Source organism: Streptomyces sp. AK010, from assembly GCF_014207295.1.
Lineage (GTDB): Bacteria > Actinomycetota > Actinomycetes > Streptomycetales > Streptomycetaceae > Streptomyces > Streptomyces massasporeus.
In genome coordinates, this window is the sequence record NZ_JACHCX010000002.1 from 245326 (window position 1) to 260070 (window position 14745).

The 14745-nt window shown below is 72.7% G+C and carries 13 protein-coding genes and 2 pseudogenes; 9 read left to right on the top strand and 6 right to left on the bottom strand.

The window, feature by feature from the left end:
* The first annotated feature begins 4 nt into the window (after nucleotides 1-4).
* Both HDC93_RS04370 and HDC93_RS04375 read left to right on the top strand, forming a co-directional pair.
* Entirely contained in the window at nucleotides 5-253 is a 249-nt protein-coding gene (locus tag HDC93_RS04370; protein WP_031106279.1) for a type II toxin-antitoxin system CcdA family antitoxin, read from the top strand.
* Nucleotides 250-651, top strand: coding sequence for a DNA-binding protein (locus HDC93_RS04375; RefSeq protein ID WP_185007344.1), 402 nt, complete (start codon nucleotides 250-252; stop codon nucleotides 649-651). The genes HDC93_RS04370 and HDC93_RS04375 overlap by 4 nt, the downstream gene beginning before the upstream one ends.
* A 3-nt stretch (nucleotides 652-654) precedes the next feature.
* Here the strand turns inward: HDC93_RS04375 and pdxH are convergent, their stop codons facing one another.
* Nucleotides 655-1323 (bottom strand): pyridoxamine 5'-phosphate oxidase, encoded by a 669-nt coding sequence (gene pdxH / locus HDC93_RS04380; RefSeq protein ID WP_185007346.1) that lies wholly within the window; start codon nucleotides 1321-1323, stop codon nucleotides 655-657.
* A gap of 285 nt (nucleotides 1324-1608) precedes the next feature.
* Between pdxH and HDC93_RS04385 the strand changes: the two genes are divergently transcribed.
* The gene (locus HDC93_RS04385; RefSeq protein WP_185007348.1) at nucleotides 1609-2709 is read left to right on the top strand and encodes a citrate synthase 2; all 1101 of its coding nucleotides are present in this window, start codon (nucleotides 1609-1611) and stop codon (nucleotides 2707-2709) included.
* A 52-nt stretch (nucleotides 2710-2761) separates the two neighbouring features.
* Here the strand turns inward: HDC93_RS04385 and HDC93_RS04390 are convergent, their stop codons facing one another.
* Nucleotides 2762-3238, bottom strand: a complete 477-nt coding sequence (locus HDC93_RS04390) for a diadenosine tetraphosphate hydrolase (RefSeq protein ID WP_185007350.1) — start codon at nucleotides 3236-3238, stop codon at nucleotides 2762-2764.
* Between the two features lie 298 nt (nucleotides 3239-3536).
* On the opposite strand from HDC93_RS04390, the pseudogene HDC93_RS04395 reads away from it, so the two are divergent.
* Both HDC93_RS04395 and HDC93_RS04400 read left to right on the top strand, forming a co-directional pair.
* Nucleotides 3537-3949 (top strand): annotated as a pseudogene (locus HDC93_RS04395) (RidA family protein).
* A gap of 131 nt (nucleotides 3950-4080) precedes the next feature.
* Nucleotides 4081-5535 carry a PAS domain-containing protein gene (locus HDC93_RS04400; protein ID WP_185007352.1) on the top strand — a complete coding sequence of 485 codons (1455 nt, stop codon included), beginning with the start codon at nucleotides 4081-4083 and terminating at the stop codon, nucleotides 5533-5535.
* A gap of 85 nt (nucleotides 5536-5620) precedes the next feature.
* Here the strand turns inward: HDC93_RS04400 and HDC93_RS04405 are convergent, their stop codons facing one another.
* Entirely contained in the window at nucleotides 5621-6376 is a 756-nt protein-coding gene (locus HDC93_RS04405; protein WP_185007354.1) for an SIS domain-containing protein, read from the bottom strand.
* Nucleotides 6377-6647: 271 nt separating this feature from the next.
* On the opposite strand from HDC93_RS04405, the gene HDC93_RS04410 reads away from it, so the two are divergent.
* Together HDC93_RS04410 and HDC93_RS04415 are read left to right on the top strand one after the other, a co-directional pair.
* The gene (locus tag HDC93_RS04410) at nucleotides 6648-7340 is read left to right on the top strand and encodes a metal-dependent transcriptional regulator (RefSeq protein WP_010035781.1); all 693 of its coding nucleotides are present in this window, start codon (nucleotides 6648-6650) and stop codon (nucleotides 7338-7340) included.
* A gap of 600 nt (nucleotides 7341-7940) precedes the next feature.
* A complete protein-coding gene (locus HDC93_RS04415; protein WP_185007356.1) occupies nucleotides 7941-8840 on the top strand; it encodes an alpha/beta fold hydrolase in 900 nt (299 codons plus the stop codon).
* A gap of 103 nt (nucleotides 8841-8943) precedes the next feature.
* Here HDC93_RS04415 and HDC93_RS04420 read toward each other — a convergent pair whose 3' ends face one another.
* The 3 genes from HDC93_RS04420 to HDC93_RS04430 all read right to left on the bottom strand — a co-directional run bounded on the left by HDC93_RS04420 (nucleotide 8944) and on the right by HDC93_RS04430 (nucleotide 12100).
* Nucleotides 8944-10536, bottom strand: coding sequence for a transporter (locus tag HDC93_RS04420; RefSeq protein WP_185007359.1), 1593 nt, complete (start codon nucleotides 10534-10536; stop codon nucleotides 8944-8946).
* Nucleotides 10533-11324 (bottom strand): ABC transporter ATP-binding protein, encoded by a 792-nt coding sequence (locus HDC93_RS04425; RefSeq protein WP_185007361.1) that lies wholly within the window; start codon nucleotides 11322-11324, stop codon nucleotides 10533-10535. Before HDC93_RS04425 ends, HDC93_RS04420 begins: the two co-directional genes overlap by 4 nt.
* 113 nt (nucleotides 11325-11437) lie before the next feature.
* On the bottom strand, nucleotides 11438-12100 hold the full coding sequence (locus HDC93_RS04430; RefSeq protein WP_185007925.1) for a bifunctional DNA primase/polymerase: 663 nt from the start codon (nucleotides 12098-12100) through the stop codon (nucleotides 11438-11440).
* A gap of 306 nt (nucleotides 12101-12406) precedes the next feature.
* Here HDC93_RS04430 and HDC93_RS04435 point away from each other — a divergent pair, with 306 nt between their 5' ends.
* Together HDC93_RS04435 and HDC93_RS04440 are read left to right on the top strand one after the other, a co-directional pair.
* Nucleotides 12407-13792: a transcriptional regulator gene (locus HDC93_RS04435; RefSeq protein ID WP_185007363.1), complete on the top strand. Its 1386-nt coding sequence runs from the start codon at nucleotides 12407-12409 to the stop codon at nucleotides 13790-13792.
* Nucleotides 13793-13994: 202 nt separating this feature from the next.
* Nucleotides 13995-14745, top strand: a pseudogene (locus tag HDC93_RS04440) (hypothetical protein); the annotation flags it as partial.

A 14745-nucleotide genomic window follows, 5' to 3' on the forward strand; every position in this document is an offset into this window, starting at 1 on the left:
AAGCGTGGCGGACACGACGCGCATCACGGTGACACTGCCGACAGACCAGGTCGCCGAACTCAGGAAGCTCACCGACAACGTCTCCGGCTATGTCGCCGAGGCGGTGGCACGCCAGCTGCGGCATCAGTTGCTCGGTGCCGACCTGATGCGTCACCAGGAGGAGCACGGGGCGTTCACCGAGGAGGAGCTGGCCGAGGCCCGCTCCAGGATCTTCGGCACCGCGGATGCCGGCGGATCGGCGAGCGCGGCGTGACGGAGCACGTCGAGACGGTTGTCCTGGACTCTCAGGGGCTCTCCGCCTGGATCGCCCAGGATCGCAAGATCCTGGCGATGTTCCAGGTTCTCCACGCCATGGGCGCCGATTTCGTCATCGGCGCCAACACCATCGTGGAAGTCAGTCATGCGCGCGTGAACATGCCCCGTCTGCAGTGGGCGCTCTCCCGCGTCAAGGTCGAGCCGGTGACCGAGGGCGCCGCGAAAGCGTCCGCGGAACTGCTGAAGGCCGCCGGGCTGCCCGGTCACAGGTACGCGATCGACGCGACCGTCGCCGAGGTGGCACTGCGGCAGCCGGGCCCAGTGGCCGTGCTGACGTCCGACGTCGACGACATGGCGCGGCTGTGCGGCGACCGAGTCCGGCTCATCGGCATCTGAGCCTCACGGACTGAGCCGCTCCACCCGCCAGCTGCCGTCCGCCTGCTCCACGTACCGCAACCGGTCGTGCAGCCGGTTCTCGCGGCCCTGCCAGAACTCCACCGTCTGCGGGGCCACCCTGAAGCCGCCCCAGTGCGGCGGCACCGGCACCTGCTCGCCCTCCGGGTAGCGGGCCGCCAGCTCGGCGTACGCGGCGTCGATGTCGGCGCGGGTGGAGATCACCGAGGACTGGGCACTGGCCCACGCCCCCAGCTGTGAGCCGTGCGGCCGGGTGCGGAAGTACGCGGCCGTCTCGTCCCGGCCGGTGCGCCGGGCGACCCCGGCCACGATGACCTGCCGGGCCATCGGGTGCCAGGGGAACAGCAGCGAGACGTACGGGTTCTCCGACAGGTCACGGGCCTTGCGGGAGTCGTAGTTCGTGTAGAAGACGAAGCCCTGCACGTCGAAGTGCTTCAGCAGCACCGTACGGGCGCTCGTCCGCCCCTCGGCGTCGGCCGTCGAGACGATCATGGCGTTCGGCTCGAACAGCCCGCCGTCTGTCGCGGCCTGCTTGAACCAGCGCGCGAACTGCTCGACGGGCGAGGCGGCCAGCTCGGTCTCGGAGAGCCCCTCGGCCCGGTACTGCTTGCGCATCGAGGCCAGATCGAAAGGGACGTCGTCGCGGTCGGTCACCCGGTCATCTTGCCGTACGGACGGTGTCCTTCGTCACTGCATGGCACTGAGTGCCGTGAACCCTCCCCAAACATGGCACTCGGGGATATCGTTTCGGTGCCGTATCGGTTGGGTGACCGCAAGCCGTTCGGGGCATCACAGGGGGAGACCGGCCAGGACCGCGAGTCGCGCAGACGACCGTGGATCCTCCGGACGGCCGCCCGCTTCGCAAGCTGACTGACACATGGTTCGTTCGCCCCACCCCACATCACACCATCTGTCACTTACATCACGAGGAGCCGCCTGATGTCCGACTTCGTACCCGGGCTCGAGGGAGTCGTCGCGTTCGAGACGGAGATCGCCGAACCGGACAAGGAGGGCGGCGCACTCCGGTACCGGGGCGTCGACATCGAGGACCTGGTCGGCCACGTCTCCTTCGGCAACGTCTGGGGCCTGCTCGTCGACGGCGCCTTCAACCCCGGGCTGCCGCCCGCCGAGCCGTTCCCCATCCCCGTGCACTCCGGCGACATCCGGGTGGACGTCCAGTCCGCCCTGGCCATGCTCGCGCCCGTCTGGGGCCTCAAACCCCTCCTCGACATCGACGGCGAGCAGGCCCGCGCGGACCTGGCCCGGGCGGCCGTCATGGCGCTCTCCTACGTCGCCCAGTCCGCCCGCGGCCAGGGCCTGCCCATGGTTCCGCAGCGGGAGATCGACAAGGCGCAGTCCGTCGTCGAGCGCTTCATGATCCGCTGGCGGGGCGAGCCGGACCCCAAGCACGTGGCGGCGGTGGACGCGTACTGGACGAGCGCCGCGGAGCACGGCATGAACGCGTCCACCTTCACGGCGAGGGTCATCGCCTCGACCGGCGCGGACGTGGCGGCGGCGCTCTCCGGCGCCGTGGGCGCGATGTCCGGCCCGCTGCACGGCGGCGCCCCCTCGCGCGTCCTCGGCATGATCGAGGAGATCGAGCGCACGGGCGACGCGGAGGCCTACGTCAAGAACGCGCTCGACAAGGGCGAGCGCCTCATGGGCTTCGGGCACCGCGTCTACCGCGCCGAGGACCCGCGGGCGAGGGTCCTGCGCCGCACGGCCCGCGAGCTGGGAGCCCCCCGCTTCGAGGTCGCCGAGGCCCTGGAGAAGGCGGCCCTCGCCGAGCTCCACGCCCGCCGCCCCGACCGCGTCCTCGCCACGAACGTCGAGTTCTGGGCGGCCATCGTCCTGGACTTCGCCGAGGTCCCGGCCCACATGTTCACCTCGATGTTCACCTGCGCCCGCACCGCCGGCTGGTCCGCCCACATCCTGGAGCAGAAGCGCACGGGCCGCCTGGTCCGCCCCTCGGCCCGCTACGTCGGCCCGGGCACCCGCAACCCCCGGGAGATCGAGGGCTACGAGGACATCGCCCACTGACCGACCCGCCCCGCACGGCCTCACCCACCTCCGGGTGAGGCCGTCCGCGTGCTCACCCCGCGAGCCGGTCCAGTTCCTCGCCGATGGCCTCCCGCAGCCGGTCGTGCCGGGGCCCGAGCGCGTACCGCTCCTCGCTCCACCGCTGTCGCGGATAGAGCCACACGGGCAGCCGCATGAACTCCCCGGGCTCCCAGTCGTAGCGCGGCCACACATGGGCGTGCAGGAATCCGTCGGCGTTGCCGAGGATCTCCAGATTGACCCTTCGGAACCCTGACTCCACCCGCCGGCAGGCTTGCTCGACGGCTTCCCCCAGCCGGTCCATGTCGGCCAGGAACGCCGGCCGCCCGCTCCGCGGCAGCCCGGACAACCGCCGCACCGCGGGATCATCGGTCAGCAGCACCGAGTAGCCGGGCAGGAACTGCACATCCCCGATCACCGCGAACCCCGAGCCCAGCCGCCGCATCACGGCCGGGTTCTCACCCCGCAGGGCGCTCCCGATCCGGTCGTCACGCCACGCGTCCACCGTCATCGCCCCCGGGAAGCCGCGGAAAAACGCAGACGACCCGCGAGTCTGGTTCCTCCTGGGGAGGAGCCGGCCGGACGTACCGGCGACTCGCGGGTCGGGTGACCGCTGGAGATTGGGCCGGCTGCGCGTTCGCTCACGCGCTGGTCCGGCACCGCACTGTGTGTGGTGACGGGCCGCTAGCCCGCAGCCACCTCACGCGTCCGGTTCTCATACATCTGCCGAACCACCTCCTCTCTCGTGTACCTGGAGCCTAGGAAACGGTCCGGCCTCGGATCAACCGTTTTTCTGAGAGCTTGACTCCGTGACGCAGCGGCAGGCGATTCTCAGCGGTTCGGTGTTCGAGGAGCGGATCGGGTACGCCCGGGCCGTCGTGGACGGGGACTGGGCGCATGTCTCGGGGACGACCGGGTTCGATTACGCGGACATGACGATCTCGGACGACGTGGTGGAGCAGGCCGAGCAGTGTCTGCGGAACATCGGGGCCGCGCTGAAGGAGGCCAAGTGTTCCTCGCGGACGTCGTGCGGGTGCGGTACCTGCTGCCGGAGCGGGAGGACTTCGAGCCGTGCTGGCCGGTGCTGCGCGCGTGCTTCGGGGAGGTGCGGCCGGCCGCGACGATGGTGGTGTGCGGGCTGGCGGACCCCCGTATGAAGATCGAGGTCGAGGTGTACGCGCGGCGGGGGAGCGGCGCCGGGGCCCTGCCGTTGATCGACTGACGTCGACGATCGGCTGATGATCTGTCCGGCCGGGCGGCCTCCGTGGCGTTGACGTGGGGATTGCCGCCGTACAACGATTCCCTCAATGTTGTGGGAACTCGGTGTGCGCTGGGTCACGTTCCAGTTGAATGATGGCAAGGAGCGAACCGACGTGCCGGACGTGCGGACGCAGCCTGCAGGGGGTCCAGGTGAGTGCTTCCCGGCGTAGTGGGACCACCGACGAGCTGGGGCCGGACGAGCCCGAGCGGGAGAACTCGGATGGTTCGGATCTGCTTGCCGCTTTGCTGGAGGGGATGGACGCGGCGCTGTGCGCGTTCGACGCCGACGGGGTCGTGACGCACTGGAACCGCGAGGCCGAGCGGATCCTCGGGTGGAGCGCGGACGAGGCCGTGGGGCGGCGCGGTCTGGCCGGGTGGGCCGTGCGCACCGCGGACGCCGAGGAGGTCGAGGGGCGACTGCTGTCCGTCATGCACGCGCCCGGGCGGCAGGTGCACGAGTTCGCCCTGCTGACCAAGGACGGCGGGCGGGTGCTCGTGCGGACGCAGTCGGCCGCGGTGCGCGGGCCCGACGGAAAACCGGCGGGGGTGTACTGCGCGTTCAGCGAGGTGCACGCGCAGATCGACCTGGAGCGTTCGATCGCGCTGAGCGAGGCGCTGTTCGACGACGCCAGCTGGGGTGTCGTCCTGGTGGACGTGGACCTGCGGCCGGCCGTGGTGAACGCGCACGCGGCCCGGGCGCTGGGCACGGGCCGTACGTCGGTGCTGGGGCGGCCGCTCGGCGAGCTCCTGTCGCAGGGCGTGGAGGAGCTGGAGAGCGCGCTGCAGCATGTGCTGGCGGAGGGCGCCCCGCCCGCGCCCGCCGAGGTGTGGGTGAGCGTGCGCGCGACGGAGGGCGAGAAGCGGCGGTGCTGGCGCAGCGGCTTCCTCCGGCTGGCCTCACCGCTCGCGGAAGAACCGGTTCCGCTGGGTGTGGGCTGGCTGTTCCAGGACGTGACGGAGGCCAAGCAGACCGAGCAGGAGGCGTCCCTGCTGCGGTTCCGTACGCAGCAGCTGCACCGTGCGTCGCGGGCCGCGGCCGAGTGCGAGGACCCGGCGGAGGCGGCCACGGTCCACCTGGACTTCGCCCTGGCCGGCTTCGCGGACCACGCGGTGATCGACCGGGTCGTCGGCGGCGCGCTCACCGACACGCAGGCCGAGGGACCCGTCCGGCTGGTCCGGGTGGCCGCCACGCCGTCCGGCGCACCGGGCCCGAGCAAGCTGGCCGACCTGGCGGGCCTGCCCGTCCGCTACGCCGAGGGGCATCCGGCCCTCCAGTGCGTGGAGCGCGTGGGAGCCCTGCGCGCGAGCGCGGGCGGGGCCCCGCCCGAGGCGGCCCGCGAGTGGGCCCTGGCCCGCCAGTGGCCCCCGGACGCGGTGCACGCCCTGTGCGCGGTGCTGCGCAGCCGGGGCCGGACCCTGGGGGTCGTGACGTTCCTGCGGGGCGCGGGCCGCAGTGCCTTCGAGCGGTCCGACGCGATGTACGCGGAGGACGTGGCGGTACGGATCGCGGCGTCGCTGGATCTGGCGGGGCTGTCGGACGAGGTGTGAGGGGCCGGGCCTCGCGGCACCGCCCCGCCGTACTCCGCGCCGAGCTGGGGGAGGCCGGTCCGTCGCGGTACCCGCCCCGGCCCGCTCAGTGCCGGTAGAAGATCCGGTCGCGGTACTGCTCCATCACCCGGGTGTTCCAGTCGTGGCCGCCGTCGACGTTTCCGGAGCGCAGCAGGGGCGGTTCGATGCCGCGGTCGGCGAGGGTGGTGGCCGTCGTCGCCATGACGGCCTGGAGGAGGGCCGAGGTGACGACCGTGGAGGCGGGGGCGAAGGGGGCCGGGATGCCGTCGTGGGTGAGCTCCGCGTCGCCGACCGCGATCTTCGAGTCGAGGACGAGGTCGCAGTGGTCCTTCAGATACGTGCCGGAGGCGTGCCGGGACCTCGTCTGCGAGGCGTAGGACACCGAGGTCACGCCGATGACCTTCACGCCCAGGGCGCGGGCGCTCATGGCCATCTCCACGGGCAGGGCGTTGCGCCCCGACAGGGAGATGACCAGCAGGGCGTCGCCCTCGCGGAGCGGGGAGCTGTCGAGGACGGCGCTCGCGAGACCGTCGACGCGCTCCAGGGCGGAGCCGAGCGGCGCGGGCATGACGTCCACGCCGACGACGCCCGGTACGACGAGGAGGTTCATCAGCGCGAGACCGCCGGCGCGGTAGACGAGGTCCTGCGCGGCGAGGGAGGAGTGCCCGGCGCCGAAGGCGAAGAGGCGGCCGCCGTCCGCGACGGTGTCGGCGAGGAGCGTGCCGGCCGCGGCGATGCTGCCGGCCTCCTCGTCGCGGAGCCGCTCCAGCAGGCCGATCGCGGCGTCGAGGAACTGGCCGGCCGGCGCGCGGTCGCTCATACGGGGTCCCTTCGGGCTGGCCTGGGCGGCTTGTGTCGCGCATCACGGTGCGGTCTGGACCAGTGCGGTGTCAATACGGCCGTGGGTGCCGCGCGCCGAGCCCGGGGAAGCCGCCGAAAGGGTAGTCCGTACCCTTGCGCCCGGCCGGGTAATCCCCGGCTTTCCCTCCCGAGGCCCGGTTGTCGGTGGTATCCGGCAGAATTGGGTGCAGGGCCAGCGCACACGCCGGTGAGCCGTCCAGCCTCCGGCAGATCTCATTCGAGGGGCACGTATGTCCGGACTGATCGACACCACGGAGATGTATCTCCGCACCATCCTCGAGCTGGAGGAGGAGGGTGTGGTCCCCATGCGCGCCCGTATCGCCGAGCGGTTGGACCAGAGCGGGCCGACCGTCAGCCAGACCGTGGCGCGGATGGAGCGTGACGGCCTGGTGTCCGTCGCCAGCGACCGGCATCTGGAGCTGACCGACGAGGGCCGCCGGCTGGCCACGCGGGTGATGCGCAAGCACCGCCTCGCCGAGTGTCTGCTCGTCGACGTGATCGGTCTGGAGTGGGAGCAGGTCCACGCGGAGGCGTGCCGCTGGGAGCACGTGATGAGCGAGGCCGTGGAGCGCCGCGTCCTGGAGCTGCTGCGGCACCCGACCGAGTCGCCGTACGGCAACCCCATCCCGGGTCTCGAGGAGCTCGGCGAGAAGGACGGCGCGGACCCGTTCCTGGACGAGGGCATGGTGTCGCTGGCCAGCCTCGACCCGGGTGCCGAGGGCAAGACGGTCGTGGTGCGCCGGATCGGCGAGCCGATCCAGACGGACGCGCAGCTGATGTACACGCTGCGGCGGGCGGGCGTGCAGCCCGGCTCGGTGGTGAGCGTGACCGAGTCGGCGGGCGGGGTGCTGGTGGGCAGCGGCGGCGAGGCGGCCGAGCTGGAGTCGGACGTCGCCTCCCACGTGTTCGTCGCCAAGCCCTGAGCCGACCGCCTGTCGCGCCGGGGAATACGCCAACTCCAGTTGCGCGTGCGGCTGTTGTGGCGCCGGTGGGCTCTTGGCGTGATCCGGACCGAATCCGGGATCCAGTCCGCCGAATGGCAGCGCCCGTACGCTTCCCGTGCGACGCTGTCGCGTGAGGCATATGACCTGAGGGGCTCTGGGCCGCGGCTCGACAGCGATGTCGCCGGCCGGGGAGGGGGCGGGAGGATGTGCCGCGCAGATGTGGAGGGCCCCGGCGCCGTGTGGCGCCGGGGCCTGTCCTCCCCCGTGCTGACCCGGAGCCCCGAGCTCTCAGGGTCATTCCCCGCGGACCGGTTTCCCCGAGCGGTCCGCCCCCCGCTGAAGATCTCCCCTCGGCGGCGGCGATCAATCCCCGGGAGTGGTCACTCGAACGAGGGGTGTTGTCCGCGGAAACCCGATTCTCGAATGCGCATTCGATAGTCTGCGGGCGGCGCACGGCACACTTGCACCGACGGACACGGCAACCAGCACGGCAGAAGGCACAGCAGGCAGAACACGGTTCACAGGACCGGACGGCTCGAGGGAGCCGTGGTCCGCGCGAAGCTTGGGGGGTGCCAGGACATGGCGCGACGCATCGACGTGACCGGGACGGGCGGCGTACGCCTGGCGGCCTGGGAGTTCGGCGACCCGCCCAAGACCGATCCGGCGCAGGACGGCCAGGGGGCGCACGCCGGGCACATCGCACCGGAGGGCTCCCCGGGCGTGCTGTTACTGCATGGCCTCATGGGCCGCGCCTCGCACTGGGCGTCCACCGCCCGCTGGCTCTCCGGGCGCTACCGCGCGGTCGCCCTCGACCAGCGCGGCCACGGCCGCAGCGACAAACCCCCGCAGGGCTCCTTCACGCGTGACGCCTACGTCGACGACGCCGAGGCCGCCCTGGAGCAGCTGGGCCTCGCCCCGGTCGTCCTCATCGGCCACGCCATGGGCGCGCTGACCGCCTGGCAGCTCGCCGCCAAGCGTCCCGACCTGGTGCGCGGGCTGATCATCTGCGACATGCGGGCGTCCGCGCTCGGCGCCGCCTCCCAGCGCGAGTGGGGCCAGTGGTTCGAGTCCTGGCCGCTGCCCTTCGCCACCCTCGCCGACGTCCGCAAGTGGTTCGGCGAGGACGACCCCTGGGTGGAGCGGCCCAATCCGGCCCGCGGCGAGTTCTACGCCGAGGTGATGGCCGAGTCCCCGGACGGCTGGCGCCCCGTCTTCGAACCGGAGCAGATGCTCCGCTCCCGCGAGACATGGGTCTACGACGCGCACTGGGAGGAGCTGACCCAGGTCCGCTGCCCCACCCTGGTCCTGCGCGGCCTGGACGGCGAGCTGGGCCGCGCCGAGGCCCAGGAGATGGTCCGGGTCCTGCCCCGCGGCCAGTACGCGGAGGTCGCCGACGCCGGCCACCTGGTGCACTACGACCAGCCGGAGGCCTGGCGCGCCGCCATCGAACCGTTCCTGGACTCGCTGGGCGACAGCTGACACCGGCTCCCGGGGCCGGTGTCAGCCCTTGCTCACCGTCTGCGGCCTCCGTCGGACCGACCGGCCCGCCCCGGCGCCCAAGGGCGTGCCCGGCGCTCCGGTGTCACCCCTTGCTGACCGCCGCCAGGATCTCCGGCAGCCGCCGGGCCGTCCGCGGAGCGGCCAGTTTCAGCCCCGCCGCCGTGAGCACCGCCCCGTAGGCCGTGCCCGCCGGCAGCAGCAACCACGTCCAGTCGTCGCCGTCGGCGCTCACGTTCAGCCAGATCGTGAACGCGATGACGGGCGCGCAGAGCAGGGCGGCCGCCATCATCCCGCCGAAGACGGAGATCCAGGCGAGCCCGGTCTGCCCGGGGGCGACGTTCTTGTAGCCCTCCTGCGGGATGGAGTAGGGGAAGCGGGCGGAGGTCCACGCCCCGGTCGCGAGCATCGCGCCGAGCAGCGCGAAGGACAGCCCCAGCGCCTCGGGCAGCCGCCGCCAGTCGCCCAGCATGGCCGTCGTCAGCACCGTCACGAGCGTGGCGTACGGCAGGGTGATCAGCAGCAGGGCGTACGCCCGGGCGCGCAGTTCGACGTAGGCGTCACGCGCCGAGGAGATCGTCATCGCGACCATCCAGAACGCCGAGGTGTCCTGCCCGAACTGGTTGTACATCTGGATGCCGAGCATCCCGGCGGCGAAGCACGCGAAGTACACCGACCCGGTGCCCTGCCAGGCGTTGAACACCGGCACGATCAGCCCGATGGCCAGCGACGTCACCCAGGCGGCCTTGGTCTTGGGGTCGCGCCACACGTACCGCAGGCTGCGGTCCATCACCGTGCCCGTACGGCCCGCGGGCAGCAGCCGCGCGAGCCCGCTCGACGAGCGCTCCTTCGCGGCCGACTCGGCGCTCGGCAGGGTGGAGCCGTCGGGCGAGGTCATCAGCCGGGTCAGATGCCGCGACCAGAGCGCGAGCAGCGTCACCAGCGCACCCGCGCTCAGCGCCAGTTGCGCGACGGCCGGACCGTACGAGCCCTCGCTCACCGCGTGCACGGCGCCGATCGCCGACGCGGGCGGCACCCACTGGAGCACCTCGGCCGCCGGGTCGAGCTCGCCCAGCCCGGACGCCCCGAGCCGCTGCGCGCCGAAGTTGACGATCTGCGCCCCGATGGCGATGACGAGCCCGCTGAGCACCGCGAGGTCCCGCCCCTTGCGGCTGGTCAGCAGCCGTACGTTGGCGGCGGCGACGGCCCGCGCGAGGGCCACGCACACCAGCAGCGCGAGGACGACGGCGACGGCACCGACGGCGAACGCCGCCCAGCCCCGCGCCACCGCGCCCACGGACCCGACCAGCAGGCACAGCGTGAACAACGGCCCGATGCCCACCAGCGAGGCCGTGAGCAGCGCCCGCACCAGCGGCCGGGGCCGCAGCGGCAGCATCACCAGCCGGGTCGGGTCGAGGGTCTCGTCACCGCTGGGGAAGAACAGCGGCATCACCGCCCAGCCGAGCCCCAGCACCGCCACCGCCGGCACGACCACCGACTCGGCGTGGGCGTGCCCGCGCAGCGCGATCAGGCCGATCAGCTGGAGCGCGGCGAAGAGCAGGGCGAAGACGGCCGAGGTGATGTAGGCGGCCTTCCGCCCGCCGGACTGCCGCAGCCCGTTGCGCAGCAGCGACAGCTTCAGCCGTACGAAGACCGGGGTGATCGCGGGGGCGCTCACCGCGACCCGCCGCCCAGCCAGTCCAGGTCGGACCCGGCGTCCCGGCTCTGCGCGCCGACGAGTTCGAGGAACGCCCGCTGCAGCGACGGTGCGTCGCCGCGCACCTCGGCGAGCGTGCCGGTGGCGCGGATCCGCCCGGCGGCCATGACGGCGACCCAGTCGCACAGCGACTCGACGAGCTCCATGACGTGGGAAGAGAACACGACCGTGGCGCCCGAGGCCGTGTACCGCTCCAGGACGCCCCGGATGGTCTGCGCGGAGACGGGGTCGACCCCCTCGAACGGCTCGTCCAGGAACAGCACTTCGGGATTGTGCAGGAGAGCGGCGGCGAGCCCGATCTTCTTGCGCATGCCGGTCGAGTAGTCGACGACCAGCTTGTGCTGGGCGCCGGCCAGGTCGAGGACGTCGAGGAGCTGGGTGGCCCGCTTGTCGACCTCGGCACCGGGCAGCCCGCGCAACCGCCCCGTGTACGCCAGCAGTTCGCGCCCCGACAGCCGCTCGAACAGCCGCAGCCCCTCCGGCAGCACCCCGATCCGGGCCTTCACCTCGACGGGGTCGCGCCACACGTCGTGCCCGACCACCTCGACGGTCCCGTGGTCGGGCCGGAGCAGCCCGGTCACCATCGACAAGGTGGTGGTCTTCCCGGCCCCGTTCGGCCCGACGAGCCCGATGAACTTGCCCGCGGGCAACTCGAGATCGATCCCGGCAACAGCGACCTGCTGCCCGAACCGCTTCCAGAGCCCCCGCACACGCACAGCGCTGGATCCCACCGCGCCTCCCTCCGTCACGGAGAACCCTACGGCGGGGCGACGCCCTTCTTTCAGGGGTGCGGGAACTGCGCGATCAACCACACACGACCCGAAGCCGCCGACGACGAGGAACCACGCAGACGTTTCAGGCGCTACCGATCCCGCCCGCACGCATACGCCAACGGCGAGATCAACTCCTCCGCATCCGGCAGCCACCGATTCGCCGGAGTAGGCCGGCAGGCCCACTGCACAGCCCCCCGGGACCCGAACCGCGTGGGCGGCGCAGCCACATACGCCCCCTCACCCAGCACCGTCAGATCCAGCGACGACACCGACCACCCCAGCTTGCGGACCAGGTCGGGCACCTTCACCCCGGCCCCCGGCAGCACGAAGAACTCCATCCGCCGATCCGGCGTGAGCGTCACCGGCCCGAGCGTCAGCTCCATCCGTTCCATCCGCGCCAGCGCGAGGAACCCGGCCGTCTCCGGCACGGAGATCGCGTCGAACGTCCGCCCCGTCGGCAGCAGGATCGACGCGGTCGGCTGCTTCTGCCACATCCGCCGCGCGACCGTCGCACTGCCCGTCGCCTGCGTCGCCCAGTCCGGACGCGCCGGGTGCGACCCCGGCGCCGGACACGCCGCGTCACCGCAGGAGCAGCGCTGACTCCCGTCGACGGCTTCCAGCCAGGTGCCGGGGAACACGTCCCAGTGGCGCTCCTCGGCGTAGCGAACAGCGGCCTCCAGCAGCGATTCCCCGCGCTGCTTCGGGATCTGAGCGGCTTCGGCGCCGGCGATCGTCTCTTCCACGATGAACACAACTCTGGTCGTCACCAGGGGTTACGCCCGCCCGCGTGCGCGGGGGAGAGCATCGCCCCTGTTCCCGGGGCGCATGGGTGCATGTGCGGGGGCGCGCAGGAGGAACCGTGGCCGGAGCTGGGTAGCCACGAGTGGGGCCGGCAACAGCCGTTACCCCGGCAATCCTCACATGCCTCGCATTTTCACCTGGTGGGCGGGGCATTGATCTTCACGGCCGGATCTTTTCGCTGGGACGTGAGGGGCTCGGCCGCGGAAGACACGTCAACTCGGTGCGTGGGCAGGCACCGCAGCCACAGGGGGTACGCCATGGCCGCAAGGCCGCTCGTCGCCAGGCAGCCGAACGAACGGCTCCAGGCGCTCATCCAGGAAGCCGGATGCTCCAACGCCGGCCTGGCCCGCCGGGTCAACATGTGCGGTGCCGAGCACGGCCTCGACCTGCGCTACGACAAGACGTCGGTGGCGCGCTGGCTGCGCGGACAGCAGCCACGGGGCCGGGCCCCGGCGATCATCGCCGAGGCCCTGGGCCGCAAACTCGGCCGTACGGTCACGATCGACGAGATCGGCATGGCCAACGGCAAGAACCTCGCCTCGGGCGTGGGCCTGCAGTTCTCGCCGACGGTACTGGGGGCCGTCGAGCAGGTCTGCGAGCTGTGGCGCAGCGACGTGGGGCGGCGGGACTTCCTGTCCGGCTCCTCCGTCGCCGCGTCCGCGCTGGTCGAGCCCAGCCGCGACTGGCTGATCTCCTCGCCCGACTCGCAGGTGTCGCGCTCGGCGGGGCCGCGGGTGGGGCAGTCCGACGTGCAGGCGGTCCAGGCCATGACGCAGGCGCTCGTGGATCTCGACCACCAGTACGGCAGCGGGCATGTGCGGCCGGTCGTCGTGCACTACCTCAACAGCGTGGTCTCGGGGCTGCTGGCGGGGTCCTACCGGGAGGCGGTCGGGCGGGACCTGTTCGCCGCGGTGGCCCGGCTCACGGAGCTCGCCGGGTACATGGCCGTCGACACGGGGCAACCCGGCCTGGCCCAGCGCTACTACATCCAGGCGCTGCGGCTGGCACAGGCCGCCGGGGACCGCGGCTACGGCGGGTACGTCCTCGCGGCGTCCATGAGCCACCTCGCCGCGCAGCTCGGAAACCCGCGGGAGATCGCGCAGTTGGCGCGGGCGGCGCAGGAGGGGGCGCGGGGGCGCGTGTCGCCGCGGGCGGAGTCGATGTTCCTCGCGGCGGAGGCGCGCGGGCACGCCCTCATGGGCGACGTGCACGCCGCCCAGTCCTCGGCAGGGCGCGCGGTGAGCGCCCTGGAGGCGGCCGACCCGGCCGCCGGGGACGACCCGGTGTGGATCGCGCACTTCGACAAGGCCTATCTGGCCGACGAGTTGGCGCACTGCCACCGGGATCTCGGGCAGGCCGAGGCGGCGGCCCGGTGCGCCCAGGAGTCGCTGGCCGGGCATCCCGAGACACGGGCTCGCCGCCGGGCCATCGGATATGTGCTCTTGGCCACGGCGCAGGTGCAGCAGCGCGAGATCGAAGAGGCGTGCGCCAGCGGCATGAAGGCCGTGGAACTGCTGGAGGGGCTGCGCTCCAACCGGGGCGCCGAGTACCTGGAGGACTTCCAGCAGCGGCTGGAGCCGTACCGGGACGAGGCGGTGGTGAGGGAGTTCGGGGCGCGGCTCGACCTGCAGGCGGCGGCGTGAACACGAGGTCTGCGGGTGCGTGAACGTGCGGGAAACAGCGGCTCGGCGCGCAGGAGGTGACATGAACAGCGCGCCGTGAGCCGGTGGTGTTACCGCGCTCACAGGGCAATGAGGTCGCGCCCTGTGCTGCGTGGCACGGGGCTCTGGGGACCCGGTAGCGTGACCCGACGATTCACAAGGTCCCCCATTAGTAGGAGTCCCGGTGACGCAGAGTGGACAGGGCGAGGAGCCCTCGGCGCGCCCCGCGCGCGAAGGCATCGTGCTGCCCTCCGACGGTGGCGAACCCCTGCTGCCGGGCATGACGGGCGGACCCGCCGACGCCCCCGGCCGCCGGCCCGCCCCGCCGTCGACGGCCGGGCCGCAGGCCTCGGCCCCCGCGGAGGGCCGGACCTGGGGCCAGCCCTGGGGCCCCGACCGGCAGCAGACCCCGGCCGCGCCGGGCCAGACCTGGCAGTCGCAGCCCGAGCAGTGGAGCACGCCGCAGCAGCCCGCGTGGGACGCGTACCCCTCGGGAGCGCTCCCCCCGGAGGGCACCCCGTCCCCGGGCCCCTACGGCATCCCCGAGCACCCCGACCCGTACGGCACGGGCCAGCCGCCCGCGGGCGGCGCCGGGTACGACCCGTACGGCACCCCCGGTGCGGCCCCGCTGCCTCCGGAGGGCTCCGGCAACGCGCCCGGGCAGCCGCCGCACTCCGCCGCCGGATACGGACACCCTGCCGGGGACGACCAGGCGCAGGGTGGCTCCGGATACGGGTATCCGCAGGGGCCGGCCGCCGGTGCCTACGGCGTCGCCGCCGGGAGCGCCCAGCCGCAGCCGGGTGCCGATGCGTACGGGGGTGGTGACGCAGGCGGGCCGCCGCAGGGTGGCTCCGGATACGGGTATCCGCAGGGGCCGGCCGCCGGTGCCTACGGCGTCGCCGCCGGGAGCGCCCAGCCGCAGCCGGGTGCCGATG